The sequence below is a fragment of the Phytopseudomonas flavescens genome (assembly GCF_900100535.1).
In the GTDB taxonomy this organism is placed as follows: domain Bacteria; phylum Pseudomonadota; class Gammaproteobacteria; order Pseudomonadales; family Pseudomonadaceae; genus Aquipseudomonas; species Aquipseudomonas flavescens.
Genome location: NZ_FNDG01000007.1, coordinates 1 through 21,234, shown reverse-complemented (window position 1 = coordinate 21,234; position 21,234 = coordinate 1). Strand labels below are relative to the sequence as shown.

Sequence of the window (21,234 nt, the reverse complement as noted above, 5' to 3'; positions counted from 1 at the left end):
TTACAGGCCTTGTTTCAAGCTGGCTTCGAGGTACTGGTCGAGGTCGCCATCGAGCACCTTCTGGCAGTCGCTACGCTCGATGCCGGTACGCAGGTCCTTGATGCGCGAATCATCGAGCACGTAGGAGCGGATCTGGTGACCCCAGCCGATATCGGACTTGGTGTCTTCCAGCGCCTGGGAAGCAGCGTTGCGCTTCTGCATTTCCTGCTCGTACAACCGGGCCCGCAGCATTTTCATGGCGGTGTCCTTGTTGGCGTGCTGGGAACGCTCGTTCTGACAGGCCACCACGGTGTTGGTCGGCACGTGGGTGATACGCACCGCCGAGTCGGTGGTGTTGACGTGCTGACCACCCGCGCCGGAGGAGCGGTAGGTGTCGATGCGCAGGTCGGCCGGGTTGATCTCGATCTCGACCTTGTCGTCGATCTCGGGCGACACGAACACCGCCGAGAACGAGGTGTGGCGACGGGCGCCGGAGTCGAACGGACTCTTGCGCACCAGGCGGTGCACACCGATTTCGGTGCGCAGCCAGCCAAAGGCGTACTCGCCCTTGATGTGCACGGTGGCGCCCTTGATACCGGCGACTTCGCCTTCGGACAGTTCGACGATCTCGGCGCTGAAGCCGCGCTTGTCGGCCCAACGCAGGTACATGCGCAGCAGGATGTTGGCCCAATCCTGCGCCTCGGTTCCGCCGGAACCGGCCTGTATATCCAGGTAGCAGTTGTTCGGGTCCATCTCGTGGCTGAACATGCGGCGGAATTCCAGCTTCTCGAGGATTTCGCGCAGTCGTTCGATTTCCGAGGCGACGTCGTCGACGGCGCCCTGGTCGCCTTCTTCGACGGCCATGTCGAGCAGGTCGCGCGAATCGGCCAGGCTGCCGGTCAGGTCGTCGATGGTCTCGACGATCAGCGCCAGCGTGGCACGCTCACGGCCGAGGTTCTGGGCGTATTCCGGCTTGTTCCAGACGTTCGGGTCTTCGAGTTCGCGGTTTACTTCGACGAGACGATCATGCTTGTGATCGTAGTCAAAGATACCCCCGAATGGTCTGGGTGCGCTCGGACAGGTCCTTGATGCTGTTAAGGATCGGGTTGATTTCCATGGCTGGCGGCACTCGCAGATAAAACTTCGGAAAAGCCGACGAGTATACCCGAGTCGCCATTCGATGGCAGTACGATGACGAGCATCCAAGGATCAATCGTCCCAGGGTCTGTTGACGTTTCAGCGCGAGCCGCGTTGCCGCGAGAAACGTCAACGGCCCCTAGGGCGGCCCCAGCGAGCTGGTATCGTTGACCAGTCCAACCTGATCGCGACCGGCCTGCTTGGCCATGTAGAGGCCGCGATCCGCCAGGTTGACCAGTTGCAGGGAGGTCTGACCGGCACGCGGCACCAGCGTGGCGACCCCCAGGCTGACGGTCAGCACCGAGCCCGGCTCGGGTTTGTCATGGGCGATGCCCAGGTCGGTGACGGCACGTCGCACCTTTTCTGCCAGCAGGCGTGCGCCACCCGCGGAGGTGCCGGGCAGCACCAGGGCGAACTCTTCCCCGCCATAACGGGCAGGCAGATCGGTGGAGCGGCTGCAACAGCCACGCAGGGCCCCGGCGACGGAGCGCAGCGCATCGTCGCCGGCGACATGGCCGAAGCTGTCGTTGAAACTCTTGAAAAAATCGACATCGATCATCAACAGCGACATCGGCGTCTGCTCACGCAGTGCGCGGCGCCACTCCATCTCCAGGTACTCGTCGAAATGCCGTCGGTTGGACAATCCGGTCAAGCCATCGGAGTTCATCAGCCGCTGCAGCACCAGGTTGGTCTCCAGCAGTTGCTGCTGGCTTTCGCGCAAGGCGCGGTACGCCTCGTCGCGCTGCTGCAGGGCGGTGTAGGAGCGCGAGTGATAGCGAATGCGCGCGATCAGCTCGATGGTATCAGGCAGCTTGACCAGGTAATCATTGGCACCCGATGCGAAAGCGGTGCTTTTCACCGTGGCGTCGTCCTTGGTCGACAGCACGATGATCGGCACATCGCGCAGCGATGGCCGGGCACGGTAGGCGCCCAACAGCGTCAGGCCATCGACACCGGGCATCACCAAGTCTTGCAGGATCACCGTCGGGCGCAGTTGCTCGGCCAGGGCGACCGCCTGGGTGGGATCGGAGCAGTAGTGAAAATCGATGCCCAGCTCACCGAGCAACTCGCGGCGCACTGCTTCACCGATCATGGCCTGGTCATCGACCAGCAGCACCATGACTGCGCCTTCCTTGGGTGAGCCGAATTCTTCCGTGGCATTGCGGGGCGCTTGCATGTCGGTCTCCAGACCCATAGGTAACCAGGGTGAGTCTCTAAAATGTGGACGCAGGTTAAGTCTATCAGCCAAACAGCTCGACGAGCCGCGGGGCGATTCGCTCCAGGGCCAGTATCTCTTTCGCGGCCTGCAGCTCGGCCGCCGCCTTGGGCATGCCGTACACCGCGCAGCTGGCCTGGTCCTGGGCGATGGTCAGAAATCCCCGACCACGCATGTTCTTCATGCCCAGGGCGCCATCGCGCCCCATGCCGGTGAGCAGCACGCCAATCGCCTCGCCAGACCAGTGCTCGACCACGCTGTCGAAGAACACATCGATGGAAGGCCGGTAAATGTGACTGCGCGGCTCTTCCGTGTAGGCCAGCTCGCCGTTGCGCTGCAGGCGCATGTGGTTGTTGGTGCCCGCCAGCAGCACCACGCCGGGCTGCGGTTGCTCGCCTTCACGGGCCAGGCGTACCGGCAGGGCCGACTCGCCGGCCAGCCAGTCGGCCATGCCGGCGGCGAACACCTCATCGACATGCTGGACCAGCATCACCGCGGCATCGAAATGGCCGGGCAATTGCTTGAGCAACGTGGCCAGTGCCGCCGGCCCACCCGCGGAAGCACCGATCGCCACCAGTCGACGAGCCGCCGACGTGCCGGGCAGCGACACCGAGGCGCTGCGCTTGTGACCGGCATTCTGGCCGATCAGCCAGCCGATGTTGTGGATCTTGCGCAGCAGCGTGGCCGCGTCAGCGGCGCTGTCGCCGCCCAGCGAGGGGGTGTTCACTGCATCCAGGGCGCCATGGCCCATGGCTTCGAACACGCGATTGACGTATTGCTCGATATCCACCGAGACGATCAGGATCGCGCAAGGGCTCTGCGCCATGATTCGCCGGGTCGCCTCGACGCCATCCATCACCGGCATCAGCAGGTCCATCAGCAGCAGGTCCGGCAGGTCGACCGCGCAATGCTGCAGCGCCTCGGCGCCGTTTGCCGCGATCCAGGCGATGCGATGCGCCGGCTCGAGGGCCAGGGCCCGGCGCAGGGCTTCCACCGCCAATGGCATGTCGTTGACGATCCCTATCCTCATTCGTGCGGCTCTCCAACCAGATCGAGCACGGCGTCGAGTAACGCCTCATCATGAAAACTGGCCTTGGCAAGATAATAGTCGGCCCCGGCATCCAGGCCGCGCCGGCGGTCTTCTTCGCGATCCTTGTAGGACACCACCATCACCGGCAGCGACTGCAAACGGCTGTCGCGACGCACCAGGGTGACCAGCTCGATGCCATCCATGCGCGGCATGTCGATATCGGTGATCAGCAGGTCGAAATGCTCCGCACGCAGAGCATTCCAGCCATCCATGCCGTCGACCGCCACCGCCACATCGTAACCACGGCCCAGCAACAGCTTGCGCTCGAGCTCGCGCACGGTGAGCGAATCGTCGACCACCAGCACGCGCTTGCGGGAAACGCCGATGAGCTGCCGAACACTGCGGTCGACCCGCTCCAGGCGACCGCTACCGAGCAACTTGGTTACCGACATCAGCATGTCCTCGACATCGAGAATCAGCACCGGCGTACCGTCATCCAGCAATGCGCCTGCCGACACGTCCTGCACCTTGCCCAGGCGCGCATCGAGTGGCATCACCACCAGGGTGCGCTCGCCGACGAAACGCTCCACCACCAGGCCGAACAGGTTGTCACGGTCACGGATCAGCACCACCGGGATACCGTTGTCGCCAGGCTTGCCTTCCGGGCGCTGGAGAATCTGACTGGCGGCGATCAGGCCGACGTGCTGGCCTTCGCTCCAGAAGTGTTGGCGCCCTTCGAGCTGCACGATGTCCTCGGCCTGCAGGCGCGTCATCCTTTCGATATGGGCCAGCGGCAAAGCATAGGCTTCGCCGCCGACTTCGACCACCAGGCTGCGTACCACCGACAACGTCAACGGCACTTCCAGATGGAAGCTCGAGCCCCGGCCCTGGCGCTGCTGCATGCGTACACCGCCGCGCAGTTGCCGCACCATGTGCTGAACGGCGTCCAGGCCAACCCCGCGGCCGGACACCTCGGTGACCTGATCACGCATGCTGAAACCCGGCAGGAACAGAAAGGCCAGCAGTTCCTCCTCGGTCAGTTGCTCGCCGGTCTGCTCGGTCGCGAAGCCACGGCTGATCACCGCACTGCGCAGTTTGTCCAGGTCGACGCCCCCTCCATCGTCACTGAGTTCCAGCAACAGCATGCCGGCGTGATGGCGGGCGCGAATCAGTATCTGGCCTTCGGCTGTTTTGCCACGCGCCAGGCGCACCTCGGGCGGCTCGATGCCATGATCCAAAGCATTGCGCAGCAAGTGCGTCAGCGGCGCTTCGAGGCGCTCCAGCACGTCGCGGTCGACCTGAGTGCTTTCGCCCTCGATCACCAGTCTCACCTGTTTGCCCAGGGCGCGAGCGAGATCGCGCAACATGCGTTCATGGCCCGACAGCACATCGGCGAACGGGCGCATGCGCGAAGCCAGCGCGGCATCGTACAGCGACTGAGCACGCTGGCCGCCCTGCCAGCCGAAATCGTCCAGGTCGGCCATGTGCTGGGCCAGTACCTGCTGGCACTCGACCAGCGCCTGGCGGGTTTCCACCAGCATGGCTTCGGCCTGGGCGTCGATACTGCCTTCGGGCAGCGCTTCACGTGCCACGTCCAGTGCACGCCGCGCCGCCGCCTGCAGGCGTTTGAGGCGTTGCAGGCCATCGCCCAGGGGTTTGATGCGCTGGAACTCGACCAGCGACTTGCTGGAGATATCCAGCAGGTGGTCGAGCCGCTCCGCACTGACCCGCAGGATGCGCCCGCGCCCCTCCCCCCCGCCGTCACCGCCCTCCGCCCTCGCCGGCCTGGCGGGCGCGGGCTGCGGCTCCGGCGCGGCCGCAACGACGGGCTCGGGCTCGGCGACCGGGGCGGGCGACGTCGGCGGGCGCGGGCTGGGGACGTAGCCACCGCGCGCCAGGGCACCGAGACGCTCGATCAACGGGTCGATAACGGTGCTGGTCTCGCTCGACCCGGTCGATGGCGAGCCCAGGCCCAACAGAATGTCGGCCCCCTGCAGCAGCGCATCGATATGCTCGGGTTGCAGCAGCAGGCGCCCTTCCTGGGCCTCGACCAGGCAATCCTCCATCACATGGGCGACCTTGACCCCGATGTCGAGGCCGACGATGCGCGCCGCGCCCTTGAGGGAGTGGGCGGCGCGCATGCAGCTTTCCAGGCTGTCGGCATGGCGCGGATCGCGCTCGAGCACCAGCAAGCCGTCGTTGAGTACCTGGGTCTGCGCCTGCGCTTCGAGCTTGAACAGTTCCAGCAGCGAAGCGTCACGCATCTGATCGGGCGTCATCCGAGACTCCTGGCGATGGTCTGCTGCACGATCTGTTCGTCGAGCAGGGTCACGCTGCGCCCCTTCCACTGTAGAACCCCGGAGGCGAAGCGTCGGGCCATGGGAACGCTGCCGTTGCCCACCTCGACCACCTGACTGACGGCGATGGCTTCGATGCCCTCGACTTCGTCGACCGGCATCACCACAGGCCCGTCGGCAAGGCTGAGGATCAGCATGCGGGGCACCACGCTACGTTCGCTGACCGCCTCGGCGCTTTCCAGGCCGAGCATCTCCGCCAGGGAGACACAGGCCACCAGGGCGCCACGCACGTTGGTGACGCCCATCAGGCCAAGCGAGCGCTGGTGCGGCAGGGAATGAATCGCGGTACGCGTGGCCACCTCGCTCAGGGCACGGGTGGCCAACGCCAGCCAGGCCTCGCCAACGCGAAAGATCAGCAGCGAGCGACGCTCGCAAGGCACCTCCTCTACCCATTCGTCGTCGGGCTGGTCGTCGCGCTGCAGCGCGAAACGATCCAGCAGGCGGCTGGCCAGTGACGCATGAACCTCGCAGTTGCGGCAGTGCAGGTGCTCTTGCAGGCGCTCGCAGGACTTGTCGCCCTGCACGCCAATGCGGTTCCAGCAATCGTCGATGGCCGCCCGTTCGTCATCGCTCAGCGGCAGCAGGCTATCGCTCATCGCGGCTCACTCCACGCCCGGCACGCTGTTGCAGGCGCCTGGCGCCAGCCAGGTCTCCACGGGCCGCGAGCAGGGCCGACAGGTGGGCGATGGCCTCGGCGTGCCTGGGTGCCAGGTACAGGGCCTTGCGGTAGTAGCCCTGCGCCTCGCTGCTGCACCCGGCCACGTCGCTGAGCAGCCCCAGCCAGTAAAACACCTGAGCGGTGGGGCCGTGAGCGGCCAGGTAGCGCTCGCAGGCCGAACGGGCCTCGTCGCTGTGACCGGCATTGGCAAGGCTGGCGATTTCTTCCAGGGCTGACTCCCCGGTAGCCTGCGGCCGTGGCGCTGACGCAGGTGTACGGGGCATCGCTGGCTGGTACGCAGGCGCGGGCGCAGCCCCCCTGGCACGGGCCGGCACGGCCTGGGGCGGGGCGGCCGTGGGAACCGGCGCCTTGTCGACCGCGCGCCGAAACACGAACGCCAATGGAATGTTAAGGGCCTGCATGCCGACCTGGCTGAACAGGCTGGCCTCCGCTGGCCCGATGAACAGTGCGCCGTCATCGCGCATCAGACGTTGCAGCACGGCCGCCACGGATTGCTGGGTCGGACGGTCGAAGTAGATCAACAGGTTGCGACAGAACACGAAATCGTAGGGTGCTTCGCCGGCCAGCAGACCGGGGGCCAACAGGTTGCCGGCGAGCAGACGCACCTTGCGGCGCACCTCGTCCTTTAGCTGAAAGCCTTCCGGGGTCTCGACGAAGTGCCGATCACGAAAGCTCAGGTTGTCGCCACGGAACGAATTGCGCCCGTACAGCGCTCGCTGTGCACGAACCAGTATCAGCTCGCTGATGTCCATGGCGTCGATGCGAAAGGTGTCGCCCGGCAGCCCGGCATCTAGCAGCGCCATGGCAATGGAATACGGTTCTTCGCCACTCGAACAGGGCAGGCTGAGTATGCGCAGCGGGCGAACGCCCATGATCTGCGCGACCCGCTCACGGGCCAGCTGCGCGAGCGCGACGAAGGATTCCGGGTAGCGGAAGAACCAGGTTTCCGGCACCACCACGGCCTCGACCAGCGCCTGCTGCTCGAGCGACGAAACCTGCAGTTGCAGCCAGTAGGCGTCTTCGTCCGCGCAGCCCAGGTCGGCGACGCGCTGGCGGACGGCGCGTTCGATCACCACCTGGCCGACCGATTCGGCATCCAGGCCGATCAGGCCGTGCAGCAGACGCTCGAAACGGTCGCTCATGCGCTGCCCTCCAGGGTGGCGGCGAACAACAGCTGGCGCAGCGGTTCGTCGAGCAGATCAGCCACGCGCACCCACTGTACCAGTCCCTGCTCGGCCTTGAGCACTGGCCCCAGGTAGCGGGCATCGGGCACACTCATCCCCGGGTCGACGAAGGCCTCGGGCGGACTGCGCAGGGTGTCGCTGGCCTGTTCCAGGATCAGCCCCAGCAGGCGCGGTGGCTGACTCGCCTGCGGCTGGTAGCTGACCACCACCAGCCGCGTGCTGGTGCGCACGATGGCCGGCCGGCCGAGCGCCTGGCACGCGAGATCGAGCACCGGCACCGGCTTGCCGCGATAGGCGAACAGCCCCGCGACCCAGCCGGGCGCCGCCGGGATCTGCTTCAAACGGCGCAGCAGCATCACTTCCACCACCTCGCGAACGTCCAGGGCGTAGCGATCGCTGCCCATACTGAACAACAGGAACAGCTGACCGGCGCTGCGCCGCCCCGGCAATGGCCTGGCTGATTCACTCACCGGCTCAGACCTTGAAGCGGCTGACACCGCTACGCAAACCGTTCGCCACCAGGTTGAGGTCGTCGATCGACGCGCTGGCCTGGCGCAGCGACTCGACGGTCTGCGACGAGGCCTCGCTGAGCTGCACCAGCGCCTGGTTGATCTGTTCGGCGCCGGTGGACTGCGCCTGCATGCCTTCGTTGACCATCAACACACGCGGCGCCAGGGCCTGCACCTGGTGGATGATCTGCGCCAACTGCTCGCCGACCTGGCCGACCTCGCCGATCCCACGGCGCACCTCCTCGGAAAACTTGTCCATGCCCATCACCCCGGCCGAGACCGCCGACTGGATCTCGCGAACCATCTGTTCGATGTCGTAGGTGGCGACGGCGGTCTGGTCGGCCAGCCGGCGAACCTCGGTGGCGACCACCGCGAAGCCACGGCCGTACTCGCCGGCCTTTTCCGCTTCGATGGCAGCGTTGAGCGACAGCAGGTTGGTCTGGTCGGCCACTTTGACGATGGTGGTGACCACGTGATTGATGTTGCCGGCCTTCTCGTTGAGGATCGCCAGCTTGGCGTTGACCAGCTCGGCGGCACTCATCACCTGGTGCATGGTGTCCTCCATGCGGCCCAGGCCCAGTTGCCCTGCCCCGGCCAGGGTCGAGGTCTGTTCGGCGGCGCCGGACACCTCGGTCATGGTGCGCACCAGATCCCGCGAGGTGGCGGCGATTTCCCGGGAGGTGGCACCGATTTGCGTGGTGGTGGCGGCGGTTCCGGTCGCCGTGGCCTGCTGCTGCCTGGAGGTCGCGGCGATCTCGGTCACCGACGTGGTGACCTGCACGGCCGAACGCTGCGCCTGGGCGACCAGCACCTTGATCTCCTCGGCCATGCCATTGAATCCGGTTTCGATGGCGCCGAATTCGTCGCGGCGGCCGAGGTCCATGCGCACGGTCAGGTCGCCGCTGGCCAGTGCCTGGAGGGTCTGCACCACCTGCTGCACCGGGCGAGTGATCGCCTTCATCAGGAAGTAGCCGCAGACGAAAGCGGCGACGATCGCCAGCAGCACGGAAATGGCCATGCTCAGTTCGGCACGGCTGACCGCCGAGACGATATCCCGTGCCGAGGAGTAGGCCACATCGCGATTGAGTTCGATCATCGAGGTGAGCTGGGTACGCCCCAGGTTCCAGGTATCGGTCAACTCCCCGGCCAACTGGGCACGCGCTTCGGCGGTGCGGCCCTGATCGTAGACGCTCAGCACGTTGGCCTGCTGCTGGGCGAAGCGCTCGCGGGTCTGATCGAAGGCCGCGAGTGCGCTGCGATCAGCGTCGTCGCGAATGGTGGTGCGGTAGTCGACAAGCGAAGCGAGCAGCTTGTCGCCGGCCCCCTTGATCAGTTGCCGGTCGGCGTCGCTGAGGACGTGCTGCTCCTTCATGCTGACCTGGACGATGGTCTGGTGGAACAGGTCGGTCCAGGCGCTGCGTACCTGAGTGATGTGGAACATGCCGGGCATGGCATCGTCCAGCAGGCGAGTAGCTCCGCCATCGACCTTGAGCAGGCGCTCGAAGGATGCCGCGGCCATCAACAACATGATCGCGATGATGATCGCGAAACTTGCCTGGATACGCTGGCGAACAGTCCAGTTCTTCACATTCAACCCCATCTGCCGACTCTTTGAATGAAGCCTGCGGGCAGGCCCCGCAGTTCATGCGCCGGACTCTATGGACGTTGCAGCAGCAGCGCAAGCGAGACAGGCCCTATTTACTGTAGCAACAGGCGCTTGGGTGTCAGGGGTAACAGCGGACAGGACTGCCGAACGGCATGCAGCCGTCGGCAGCGGGATGAGGCGGGGTTACTGCAGATCCTGGCGAACCTGCGCTTCAAGTTCGGCCTTGAGGGCCGGGTCGAGCTTCAACTGGCGGGCCAACTCTTCCAGGTAGGCGCGCTCCATGAAGTGTTCTTCGTCGACCATCAGCACGCTGGCGACGTACATTTCCGCAGCCATTTCCGGCGTGCTGGCCGAGCGTGCCACATCGGCGGGATCCAGCGGCTTGTTCAGCTCGGCCTGCAGCCAGCGCTGGGTTTCGGCGTCGCTGGCCAGCTTGCTGAACTCGCCTTCGATCAACTCGCGCTCACGCTCGTCGACATGGCCGTCGGCCTTGGCGGCCGCCACCAGCGCCTTGAGAATACCCTGGCTGTGCAGCTCCACCTGCGGCGCCGGCAGGCGGTCGAGGGTCTGCGGTTCGCCCTGGGGCGCACCCGCCTGTTTGGCCTGCCAGTTGCCGTAGGCCTTGTAGGCGATCACGCCCAATGCAGCGAGGCCACCATAGGTGATGACCTTGCCACCGATCTTGCGGGCGCTCTTGTTGCCCAGCAGCATGGCCAGTGCCGCACCGCCGCCGGCGCCCTTGAGCATCGAGCCGATACCACCGTTGTCGTTCTTGCCGGCGCTAGCGGCGTTGCCGCCGAGCAGGCCGCCCAGCGCACCACCCAGCCCCGAGGAGGACTTGCCGCCGGTTTTCTGTTGCAGCAATTCCTGCCCGGACTTCAGCAGTTGATCGAGCAAGCCGCGCGTATTCATGAAGATCTCCAATGGTTCGGGAACGAACGAATCTACTGCGAAGCCTGGCCGCCGTCGGTTACAGATTGCGTCAAGATATTGCGCGTACAGCCGCGTCGCACAGGCAGATAGACAATCGGCCTGTGGGCAACGTTCAAGATGGCGTTAGGGTCTGTCTGAAAAGTCTCCGAGCGAAGGTCAGGCGAGGCAAAAATCGGTGAGGAACGGACTGGGCTCGCATTCGAGTTTACGAGCTGTAAATGAGCATTTTGACTGGGCTGGCATTCCAGCCGATTTTTAACGAAGCATCAGCGAGCGCAGGTACTTTTCGGACAGAGCCTAGGGCTGCGTGACTGACCGTCAGCGCGGCGCCAGGTGAGAGATCAGCAACTGCACCGATTCCTGACCGCAGAATTCGTTGACGTCCAGCTTGTAGACCAGCTCGACCCAATGCACGGTTGGATTCGGCCACACGTCACGATCGACGTTAAAGGCAATGCCATCGAGCTGCAGGCTGCCGCACTCGCTACGCAACTGCAGTTTCAAGTGTCGCTCCTTGAGCAGTCGCGGTGGCTGAACGATCTGAAACACACCATGGAACAACGGCTCCGGGAAATGCTGGCCCCAGGGCCCGGCATTGCGCAGCTCGCGGGCCAGCGGCAGGTTGAATTCGTCGATGCCCAGCACACCATCGGACAACAGGCGGCCGGTCAGGTCGTCCTCGCAGAGCTGCCGGCGTACCTCGTCATCGAAGGCCTTGGCGAAGATCTCGAAATGCTCGGCCGGCAACGACAGGCCGGCGGCCATGGCATGGCCGCCGAACTTGCCGATCAGGCCCGGATGACGGGCCGCCACGGCATCCAGCGCGTCGCGGATATGAAAGCCCGGCACCGAGCGCGCCGAGCCCTTGAGCAGGCCCTCGCCGGCATCGGCGAAGGCGATAGTCGGGCGGTGGTAGCGCTCTTTCAGGCGCGAGGCGAGGATGCCGATCACCCCCTGGTGCCAGTCGGCCTCGAACAGGCACAGGCCGAACGGCAGGTTTTCCAGGGGCAGGTCCTTGAGCTGGGCCAGCGCCTCACGCTGCATGCCCTGTTCGATGGCCTTGCGGTCCTGGTTGAACTGGTCGAGCTGCACGGCCATGTCGCGGGCCAGGCCTTCGTCCTCGCAGAGCAGGCATTCGATACCCAGGCTCATGTCGTCGAGACGCCCGGCGGCGTTCAGGCGCGGGCCGAGAATGAAGCCCAGGTCGCTGGAGGTGATGCGCCCGTGCTGCTTGCCGGCGACCTCCAGCAACGCGCGCAACCCTGGTCGCGCGCGACCGGCGCGGATACGGGCCAGGCCCTGGTGCACCAGGATGCGGTTGTTGGCGTCCAGGGGCACCACGTCGGCCACGCTGCCCAGGGCCACCAGGTCGAGCAGTTCGCCCAGATTGGGCTCGGGACGCTCGGCGCTGAACCAGCCCAGCTCGCGCAGTCGCGCCCGCAGCGCCAGCAGCACGTAGAAAATCACCCCGACGCCGGCCAGCGACTTGCTCGGGAAGCTGCAGCCCGGCTGATTGGGATTGACGATGGCATCGGCATCGGGCAACGCGTTGCCCGGCAGATGATGGTCGGTGACCAGCACCTTCAGCCCGGCCGCCTTGGCAGCCGCCACGCCTTCTATGCTGGAGATACCGTTGTCCACGGTGATCAGCAACTGCGGTTCACGGGTCAGCGCCACGGCGACGATTTCCGGGGTCAGGCCATAGCCGTACTCGAAACGGTTCGGCACCAGGTAATCGACATGGGCGGCGCCCAGCATGCGCAGACCGAGCATGCCGACGGTGCTCGCGGTGGCGCCGTCGGCATCGAAGTCGCCGACGATCAGCAGGCGCTGACGCTGGCGCAGCCCGTCGACCAGCAACCCCACCGCCGCCTCGATGCCCTTGAGCTGGGTGAAGGGAAGCAGCCGTGCCAGGCCCTTTTCCAGCTCCGCTGCCGAGAGCACCCCGCGGGCCGCGTAGAGTCGGGTCAGCAAAGGCGGCAGATTGCCCAGATCGGGCAGAGAAGCGGGAAGCGGGCGGGACTCGATACGCATGGACGTCGGATTCTACTCGTGCGGTGAAACAGGGGGCGCGCCAGGCCAAAAGGCGTGGCGCGGCTCGGATCAGTTGCCCAGCGTTCGCTCGCCAGCCAACCACTCCACGGGGATTTCGTGCTGGCCGCGCTCGTCGGTCACGAACAGCTCGCCATCGCTGATCATCACGCTCCAGCTCAGGGAACGGGGCAGATCCAGAGAAAGATCGGCCAGTGCTTCCTGACCCAGGGCGACCACGTTGATGTTCTTCAGGGTGCGCACCGGGTCGAGGCACTTGGTCTGCCACACCCGCAGGTTGCCGTAGGCCACCAGGCTGAAGGTCTCGGTACGGCGCGAGCACCAGGTGATCCGCTCGCTGTCCGGCTGGCCGACTTCGATCCAGTGCAGTACGCGGCCGTCCAGGCTCTTTTCCCACAGCGCCGGCTCGTCGACGTCGGAGAGGCCGCGCCCGAAGGCCAGGTGCTCCTGGTAGAACAGCGCATAGGCGATCAGCCGCGCCGCCAGGCGTTCCTCGGTTTCCGAGGGATGGCGGGCCACGGTGAAACGCAGGCTCTCATAGATGCTGCGATCGATATCGGTGAGGTTGAGATCGATCTTGTAGGTCGTGGACGGCTGGGCCATGGCGCACTTCTTGGAATTCAGAAAAGTGCGCCAGTCTATCAGGCCGGCTGCAGGCGTGGGCGCAGCGCCGCCCAAAGGGTGCGCTGCCAGGCTGCAGGTGGCTGTACCTCAGCCCTTCCAGTCGGGGTAACGGCGCTCTTGCGGTGCCGGTGGGAAGTATTGGTACAGCCAGGTCTCGCTGAGTACTTCCTTGTTGTCGACACGACGCAGGTAGGCACGCATGTTCACCGGCTCGACGCTGTCGCTGGTCGGGAACCAGTCGAACTGGGCGCGGAAACCCTCGATGTCGGGATAGAGGGCGAGGATGCTGAAATCCTTGACCTCGCCGTGGGAGGCTTCGACCACCACTTCGACCTGTGCCTTGGCGTCCATCCTGGCCAGCGGGCCGCTGGCGAAATCGATGGCGAAACGTCGCGCCCACTGCTTTGGCCAGTGCTCGCCCGGCGCCCAGCCGAGGGTGAAGCCGCCCATGCCGGAGCGGGTGGCATGCACCTGCGCCAGGGTCGGTTTGACCGGCGGCAGTGCAGCCCAGTGCAGCTTGTAGCCGAAGTTGAGCGACGTGCCGGGCTCGATGGCCTGCTTGGGATTCCAGAAGCAGACGATGTTGTCCATGGTTTCGCCGGTGGTGGGGATCTCCAGCAGGTCGATGCTGCCCTCGCCCCACTGAGTGGTCGGCTCGACCCACAGGCTTGGCCGGCGGCTGTACCAGACCACGGTGTCCTGGTAGGACTTGAAGTCATGGTCGAACTGCACCAGGCCGAAACCTTTCGGGTTGGTATCGGCGAAGGCGTTGAACTGCAGCTTTTCCGGGTTGTTCAGCGGCCGGCAGACCCACTCGCCGTTGCCGCGCCACATGGACAAGCGGTCGCTGTCGTGAATCGCCGTGGTGACGAAATCACACATGCGGCGCTCGTGCCCACCGCAGGAAAACATGCTGGTCATCGGCGAGATGCCCAGTTGTTTGATGGTCTTGCGGGCATTGATGTGGGCGTCGATGTCCATCACCACGCGGTCTTCCAGGCAATCGATATCGAAGCGGAAGGCACCGGTGGCGCTCGGCGAGTCGAGCAGCGCATAGAGGACGAAACGGGTGGCGTTCTTGTCCGGTGTCTCGAACCAGAACTCGGTGAAATCGGGGAATTCTTCCGGCGTGTCGGTGAAGGTATCGACGGCCAGGCCGCGGGCCGACAGGCCGTACTGGCCGGTGTTGTCCACCGCGCGGAAATAGCTGGCACCAAGGAAGGAGAGGATGTCGTACTTGGCGATGTTCGGCTGCTTGAACACCTTGAGGCCAGCGAAGCCCAGGTCGCCCTTGAGCTGCGCCACGTCCACCCCGCTCTTGCCGTATTCGAACAGTTCGGGGCGGAAATGCACTTCGCGGGCGACGCGGGTCTTGGCATCGACGGCGTGCATGCGCACCGGCTGACGGAAGCCCATGCCGACATGGAAGAATTGTACGTCCAGCTGCCCGCCCAGGTCGCGCCACAGCGAATGGGCCGGGTCGTACTGGATGGCGTTGAACTGCTGGGGCGTCAGCTCGGCGAGGGTCTTGGGCAGCACCTCGGCGGTGCTCTTGTAGGCACGGCCGGCCATGCTCTTGGCGCGAGACTGCAGCTGCTTGAAATCGAAGGGTTCGGCCTTGCCGTCGGCGGTTTCGGCGAAGCTGCGCAGGCTGAACAGCCCGGCTGGAAGACCGGCACAAGCGGCCATCAACATGGAAGCTTTCAGGAGGTTACGTCTTTGCATGGGCGTACCTGATAGGTTGAGATCTGCCCGAAGGCGATAAAAAAGACCTACAACAGATAGCCCTACCCGCCACATGGTTCCACGGAGAATTTGCAACCGTCGGTGTGCCGCTGCTCGATGACAGGCGAAACGCCTAGCGCCTCGCTTCCAGCAGCGTCCTGATGGCATTGCGATCACGCTTGCCGTCGCGCTTGCCGAGCAGCTCGAGAAAGGCGAAGGAATCGAGGCCATTGAGTGTGGTCTTCGGGCTGACGATCTTGCGCCGCGGATCGGCGCCGCCTTCGAGCAGCAGCTTCACCACTTCCGGCTCGTCGTAGAGGATGGCGCCATTGAGAGCCGAGAGGCCTATCTGATCGGGTTCGTCGACCGGGCAGCCGGCCTCCAGCGCCTCTTTCATCTGCGTCAGCGCCATGGCCTTGCGCGCTGGCGACTCGCCATAGGCGGCGGCCATCAGGGTCAGGGTCGGCGCCTGCATGCTCGCGTTGCCAAGCACGCAGCCACGCTCGTCCATCACCTGCAGGCCATGATCCTGCCGGGCATCTTCGCCGTGGGCAAGGCTGCTCAGCAGGCACAGCAGCAGAACTTTAGACCGCATAACGTTTCTCCAGCGTGCTGTAACCCATCCCAACCCCCTTGCTGACCTTGAGCTGCACGGCGACACGCTCCTTGAGCGCCTCGACGTGGCTGATCACGCCGATCATCTTGCCGCTGGCGTTGAGGTTGTCCAGCGCATCGAGGGCGACTTCCAGGGTGTCACCGTCCAGGGTGCCGAAGCCTTCGTCGAGAAACAGCGAGTCGATGCGCGTGTTGTGGCTGACCAGATCGGACAGCGCCAGCGCCAGGGCCAGACTGACCAGGAAGCTCTCGCCGCCGGACAAGGTGCGCGTGTCCCTGGCCACATCGCCCTGCCAGGTGTCGATCACCTCCAGCTCCAGTTCGCCCAGGGATTTGCGCGCCAGTTGGTAACGGCCATGCAGGCGCTGCAACTGACCGTTGGCCAGGTGCAGCAGATGGCCAAGGGTCAGGCCCTGGGCGAAGCGCCGGTACTTGGCGCCATCGGCCGAGCCGATCAGGCTGTTGAGCTGCTGCCAGGCATCGTATTCGCCCTGCTGCGTGGCGATGGCCGCGAACAGCGCCTGCTGGTTGAGGCGGCGCTGCTCATCGGCCTGCAACTGCCCGCGAATTTCGCCCTGGCGCTGGCCGAGCTGTTTCAGGGTCGCCTGCAGGGCCTGCAGGTATTCGTCCAGGTGCTCTGCGCTGTGCGCGGTCTGCGGCTCGGCGCGCAGCGTGGCCACGCGAGCCTGGGCAGCTGCCTGCAATGCGCGCGCTTCGGTCTGGGCTTTCTCCAGGCGCTGTTTGAGCGCTTGCAGTTGCGCGCGCTGGCTGTCGTCGAGCAGGGCCCCGAGGAACTCGCCTTCATCGCTGAACGGGCTGCCTGCCAGCGCCGCCTGCCAATCGGCTGCAGCACGCTGCGCGGCCTCGTTCAAGCCAGCCTGCCGTTGAGCGAATCCCTCCAGCGTGATGCGCAGTTCCAGGCAGCGCCGCTCCGCACTCTGCCAGCCCGCCTCGGCCGACTCGAGGCTTGCGGCAGCCTGATCCATCGACTGGGCAGCCAGCGGTTGGCCACCCGCTTGCTGCCAACGGGCCTGCCACTGTTGCGCCTGCTTGTCCGCTTCAGCGAGCTGGTGCTGCAAACCGGGCTGCTGCCGGGCCAGGGCCTGACGGCGCTGCTGTGCCTCCTGCCAGCGCCCGGCATCGGCACTGCGCTCGGCCAGCCAGGCCGCACCGTCGTCGGGTAGCGGATGACCGAAGGCGGCCAGTTGTGCCGTCAGTTCGGCCTCGACCTGAGCATGATGCTCTTGCTGCGCCTCGAGCTGTTCAGCCAACGCCTGCGCCGCCGCCTGGGCGAGATCGCGATCGCGCTCGACGGCGCTCAGCTGCTGCTGGGCCGCTACATGTTTCTGGGCACTGATGCCGGCGTCCTGGCGGGTGCGTTCGAGCTCCTGTTTGAGGCCATCGAGCTGCTTGAGGGTCGCGTCGACCTCGACGCGTTCGGCGATCTGCCGGGTTTGCGCGGCGGCAAGTGCCGGCTCGTCATCGGGCAATGGGTCGAGCACCTCGCCCTGACGTCGCCAGGCAGCGGCCAGCGCATCGAGCTGGCGCTGCAGGTCCTGCTCCTGCTCCCTGCTCTGCACCACCTGGGCCTGCAGCGCGGCAAGCTGATTACCGAGACTCTGGCCCTGTTCGGTCAGTGCCTCGAGCGCACGCCGCACGTCATCGCGCTCGCGTTGGGTCGCCGATACGTCCAGTGCCTGATAGGCGGCGATGGCCGGGTGTTCGGTGGAACCGCAAAGCGGGCAGGCCTCCCCCGACTTGAGCTGGGAGCGATAGGCCTCCAGCGCCTGGATGCGCTGTTCCTGCTCGAGCAGCTTTTCCTGATCGGCCAGTCGCTGTTTCACCTCACGATAGCGCTCGCGCAGTACCCCGCGCTCGGCCTCGCGCTCGCCGAGGCCGTGCTGCTGGCGGGCAAGGCCGGCCGTAACGCGCTGCCGTTGCTGGGTGAGCTGGCTGCGCCGCTCGGCCAGTTGGCCGAGCTGCTCCAGTGCACTGCCGCGGGCGTGCACCTGCTGCCAGTGATTGCGCCAGTCGGCTTCGCTGCGCCCGGCCAGGGCCTTCTGCCAGCGCTCTTCCACCTCGGCTACACGCTGTTCGGCATTGGCCTTGACCCGGGCGGCAGCCTGCACCGATTGGGCAAGCCCGCTCAGGCTGATCTGAAACTGCTGCAACTGATCGGCGCCAGCCTGCCGCCTGGCCTGTAAGGCGGCAATGGCCTGCTGCGCCTGGTCGCGCGCTTCGAAGGCGTGCTGCCAGCCGCTGAGCTGGGCGGTCAACCGTTCGTGGTCGGCGCTGGCCTGCAATTGCGCATCGAGGCCGTGGGACTCGTCGTCCAGCCGTCGCAAGGCCTGGCGTTTTTCCAGGGCGATGGCAGCGCTGGCCCGCGCGGCCTGCTCCAGGCTTGCGTGCAGCGCTTGCGCGGCCTCGCCGAGTCGCTGCTGGTGCGCTCGCTGTTCATCGTCACTGGCCGCCAGCGCCTGGGCCGCGTCGCGCCTGGCCCGGTAAGCGGGTTGCAGCCGCTGCGCCGGCTCGCTGTGCTGCAGCCGGGTCAGTTCGTCGGCAGCCTGGTGCTCGGCCTGGGTGGCGGCCTCGACCTGAACGGTGGTGATGGCGAGTTGTTCTTCGGCGCGCGCCAGGTCAGTCAGCCACTGCCGCTGGCGACCGGCTTCGGCTAAGGCGCTCTGCAGGCCGCCCTCCTCGGCCGCCAGCCGCGCGGCCTCGTCGCCGAGTGCCTGGCGCTGCTCGTCAGCCAGCAGTTCGACGCCCTCGGCACGGGCGCGCAATTGATCGAGATGAGTTTTTACGTCACGGGTCTGCTCGAACACCCGCTGGGAAATCAGCCCGTAGATGTCGGTACCGGTCAGCTCTTCCAGCAACTCGGCGCGCTGGTTGGCGGAGGCTTCCAGAAAAGCGGCGAAACCGCCCTGGGCCAGCAGCATGGACTTGGTGAAGCGGCCGAAATCCAGGCCGGTCAGGCGCTCCACTTCGCGGGGTTTCTCACTGAGCTTGTCGGTGATGATCTCGCCATCCAGCCGCGCCAGCTCGGCCTTGGCGCCCTGCAACGCGCCGTCGGGCCTGTCTCGCGCCCGGCGCTGACTCCAGAACGCGCGATAGCCCTGCCCCTTCACCTCGAACTCGACCTCGGCCAGGCATTCGGCGGTGTGCCGGGTCATCAGCTCATTCTCGCCGCCGACCCGCTCCATGCGCGGCGTGCGGTGATACAGCGCCAGGCAGATGGCATCGAGCAGGGTGGTCTTGCCGGCCCCGGTCGGCCCGGTGATGGCGAACAGGCCATTGCTGGCGAAGGGTTCGGCGGTGAAATCGATCTTCCACTCGCCCTTGAGCGAGTTGAGGTTCTTCAGGCGCAGGCTGAGGATTTTCATGGACGGCGGACTGGCTCGGGTCACGGCAGAACGGCCATTGTGGCACCGTTGCAAGGGTGTCGCCCATGCTAGGCAATGAGCTTACTGCGAAGATGTTTCGAGCAGATCACCACGCAGGGTGGCGATGCCCTGTCCTGTGGCATAAAGCTGCTCCAACTGCGCAACGTCCTGCAACTGCACTGGTGTCAGCGTAGCCTCCTCTCTCGCCAGCTCCCGCACCATCTGCACTGCATCAGCTTCTGGGAACGCTTTACCCAAGGCTTGTCGCATGCTGTAGCGGTGACGACGGCGGAGATTACCTATCGCAAGGGCGCATTGGCCGCGATCACGCGCTGTAAACAGGCCCTGCCTCGGGTTCAAAGCCTGGTGTGCGATAGCGGCTATACCGGGGAACCATTCGCCGAAGGCGTACGAGAACGCTTGGGCATGCGAGTCACGGTGCAAACTGTCAAGCGCAACGAACTGCATGCCTTCAAGGTCATGCCCAAGCGCTGGATTGCCGAGCGCAACTTTGCGTGGCTGGAGAAAAATCGAAGGCTATGGAAGAACTGTGAACGCAAGTTCAGCACAAGCTTGCAGTTCATCCATCTGGCCTTCCTGGCACTGCTACTCAAAAGATCGTGAACAGGCTCTTAGAATGCATATTTTGCGCGTCGTATCATTGTAGTGTTCTCCAGCAACATCCCGTTGATACTTAGGGCGCCAGGCTAATGGCGTAAGCTATTGCTAAACAGGGGGTGCAGGATCTAGTTCTCAAGCAGCCCAAAGGTCATACGAAGAAATGTGGAACTCTTCGGCGACATTTAGCCCCTCTAGATGGGCATTTTCGTACACACTTATAATAGTCTCCATAGGCGTTGTTGCCGCAGCAACCGAGTAATTGGGCTCAATGAGCTCTTTGAATTTCAAGCCGAGTTGTCCGTCCTGGTAATCGTGAACGATTACTTCAGACACATCATTCGCCCCATTGCTCAGCAGCCTTGTTATTTCAATAGTAAGATCTAAACTGCTTCGCCCACCAGATGGCGCGGCAAGACTGTATTTGATGAATACGCTATTTTCTACATCTGAAGTTAGGGGGGTCATGTTAGGATTGAAGCCAGTATGAAAATTAGCAGGGCTTACGACTTTCGCGGGGTTAAAATAGGCTGCTCTGTCTGGAGTCAGAGGGAAATATCCTGCCTGCGCCAATATAGAAACGGGCGTAAATCCTCCAATTAAAGGCATTAAATCGCCCGATGCATCCCGGATATAGAGCCTAGAATCGTTGGAGTTGTCGTAGACATGATCCGTTGAACCGGCCGCACCAACGACATACTTGTCACCACCGTCATGTCCCCAGTAGCTATTTGTCCCGGAGAGACCTTCGACTATATTAGTCGAGTCATTGCCGTCGAAACGGTCGTCGCCAAGTGTGCCAATCACGTTTTCCACACCCGTCAGGTCATAGAATCCGAATGCGTGATTGAAACTATATACTTGCCCCTCTGACCCAAGTGCAATTTCAAGACCGGTGCTGACTGATGAAAAGTCAACTGTATCACCAATACCACCAGACTGCCCAAGATCAATAACCAGGCTGTGCTCCCAAATTGCCTCAGGGCTATCTCCGGGTACCATTTCATAGGCTCCAACGCGAAATATGTCCGATCCAATGGAGCCAAATATTTTATCTGCGCCGTAAATTATATCTGTTCCTGTCGTGTCGCCGCGAACACCAATTGCTTTGTCAATCGATAAATATTTTGAGTAGTTTATGTTTCCAGTGGTCTGTTCGAAATGAATATCAAGAACAACTCCAGACCCTGATGATGCTTCACCTGCTGTGTAAGAGACGACATCTAATGTTGAATCGCCCCTAGTTTCGTAGACACCTCCAAGCCTCATAATGAGGCCCACTAGGAGGTGCCATGAGCAACCAGCGTTACCCCGAAGAATTCAAAATCGAAGCGGTCAAGCAAGTGACCGAGCGTGGCCTTCCTGTAGCCGAAGTGGCAGCGCGGTTAGGTATGTCGGTGCACAGCCTGTATGCCTGGATCAAGCGCTACAGCAAGCCCCAGGAAAAGCGGCAGCAAGAGAACGATCAGCAGGCCGAACTGCGTCGTCTGCGTGCTGAACTCAAGCGAGTGACCGAAGAGCGAGACATCCTAAAAAAGGCCGCCGCGTACTTTGCCAAGGAGTCCGGCTGAAGTACGCCTTCATCAG

At 64.2% G+C, this 21,234-nt stretch carries 15 protein-coding genes and 2 pseudogenes; 2 read left to right on the top strand and 15 right to left on the bottom strand.

The window, feature by feature from the left end; genetic code table 11:
* From prfB to BLR94_RS10615, 14 genes are all read right to left on the bottom strand, one after another.
* A protein-coding gene (gene prfB / locus BLR94_RS10680) for a peptide chain release factor 2 (protein ID WP_139207434.1) occupies positions 1-1,096 on the bottom strand; the annotation gives its coding sequence in 2 pieces (ribosomal slippage) (positions 1-1,023 and positions 1,025-1,096; 1,095 coding nt in all).
* Between the two features lie 159 nt (positions 1,097-1,255).
* On the bottom strand, positions 1,256-2,293 hold the full coding sequence (locus BLR94_RS10675) for a response regulator (protein WP_084304743.1): 1,038 nt from the start codon (positions 2,291-2,293) through the stop codon (positions 1,256-1,258).
* A 64-nt stretch (positions 2,294-2,357) separates the two neighbouring features.
* Complete coding sequence (gene cheB / locus BLR94_RS10670; protein WP_084304742.1) at positions 2,358-3,362, bottom strand: chemotaxis response regulator protein-glutamate methylesterase; 1,005 nt, start codon at positions 3,360-3,362, stop codon at positions 2,358-2,360.
* Entirely contained in the window at positions 3,359-5,641 is a 2,283-nt protein-coding gene (locus BLR94_RS10665; RefSeq protein ID WP_084304741.1) for a hybrid sensor histidine kinase/response regulator, read from the bottom strand. The genes cheB and BLR94_RS10665 overlap by 4 nt, the downstream gene beginning before the upstream one ends.
* Complete coding sequence (locus tag BLR94_RS10660) at positions 5,638-6,315, bottom strand: chemotaxis protein CheW (protein WP_084304740.1); 678 nt, start codon at positions 6,313-6,315, stop codon at positions 5,638-5,640. Before BLR94_RS10660 ends, BLR94_RS10665 begins: the two co-directional genes overlap by 4 nt.
* The gene (locus tag BLR94_RS10655) at positions 6,305-7,540 is read right to left on the bottom strand and encodes a CheR family methyltransferase (protein WP_084304739.1); all 1,236 of its coding nucleotides are present in this window, start codon (positions 7,538-7,540) and stop codon (positions 6,305-6,307) included. The genes BLR94_RS10660 and BLR94_RS10655 overlap by 11 nt, the downstream gene beginning before the upstream one ends.
* Entirely contained in the window at positions 7,537-8,052 is a 516-nt protein-coding gene (locus BLR94_RS10650; protein ID WP_279615852.1) for a chemotaxis protein CheW, read from the bottom strand. Before BLR94_RS10650 ends, BLR94_RS10655 begins: the two co-directional genes overlap by 4 nt.
* A gap of 4 nt (positions 8,053-8,056) precedes the next feature.
* A complete protein-coding gene (locus BLR94_RS10645; protein WP_084304972.1) occupies positions 8,057-9,679 on the bottom strand; it encodes a methyl-accepting chemotaxis protein in 1,623 nt (540 codons plus the stop codon).
* A gap of 201 nt (positions 9,680-9,880) precedes the next feature.
* Entirely contained in the window at positions 9,881-10,609 is a 729-nt protein-coding gene (locus BLR94_RS10640; protein WP_084304738.1) for a tellurite resistance TerB family protein, read from the bottom strand.
* A 339-nt stretch (positions 10,610-10,948) separates the two neighbouring features.
* Positions 10,949-12,664, bottom strand: a complete 1,716-nt coding sequence (gene recJ / locus BLR94_RS10635; protein ID WP_084304737.1) for a single-stranded-DNA-specific exonuclease RecJ — start codon at positions 12,662-12,664, stop codon at positions 10,949-10,951.
* Between the two features lie 69 nt (positions 12,665-12,733).
* Positions 12,734-13,285, bottom strand: a complete 552-nt coding sequence (locus tag BLR94_RS10630; RefSeq protein ID WP_084304736.1) for a YaeQ family protein — start codon at positions 13,283-13,285, stop codon at positions 12,734-12,736.
* A gap of 108 nt (positions 13,286-13,393) precedes the next feature.
* Positions 13,394-15,031, bottom strand: a complete 1,638-nt coding sequence (locus tag BLR94_RS10625) for a glucan biosynthesis protein D (protein ID WP_084304735.1) — start codon at positions 15,029-15,031, stop codon at positions 13,394-13,396.
* 133 nt (positions 15,032-15,164) lie between these two features.
* Positions 15,165-15,626 (bottom strand): ankyrin repeat domain-containing protein, encoded by a 462-nt coding sequence (locus BLR94_RS10620; RefSeq protein ID WP_084304734.1) that lies wholly within the window; start codon positions 15,624-15,626, stop codon positions 15,165-15,167.
* Entirely contained in the window at positions 15,616-19,029 is a 3,414-nt protein-coding gene (locus tag BLR94_RS10615) for an AAA family ATPase (protein ID WP_084304733.1), read from the bottom strand. The genes BLR94_RS10620 and BLR94_RS10615 overlap by 11 nt, the downstream gene beginning before the upstream one ends.
* A gap of 252 nt (positions 19,030-19,281) precedes the next feature.
* On the opposite strand from BLR94_RS10615, the pseudogene BLR94_RS10610 reads away from it, so the two are divergent.
* A pseudogene (locus tag BLR94_RS10610) lies at positions 19,282-19,653 on the top strand (transposase); the annotation flags it as partial.
* A 129-nt stretch (positions 19,654-19,782) separates the two neighbouring features.
* On the opposite strand, the gene BLR94_RS27125 reads toward BLR94_RS10610, so the two are convergent.
* Positions 19,783-20,928 carry a calcium-binding protein gene (locus tag BLR94_RS27125; protein ID WP_139207433.1) on the bottom strand — a complete coding sequence of 382 codons (1,146 nt, stop codon included), beginning with the start codon at positions 20,926-20,928 and terminating at the stop codon, positions 19,783-19,785.
* Between the two features lie 11 nt (positions 20,929-20,939).
* Here BLR94_RS27125 and BLR94_RS10600 point away from each other — a divergent pair.
* Positions 20,940-21,234: pseudogene (locus tag BLR94_RS10600) on the top strand (transposase); the annotation flags it as partial.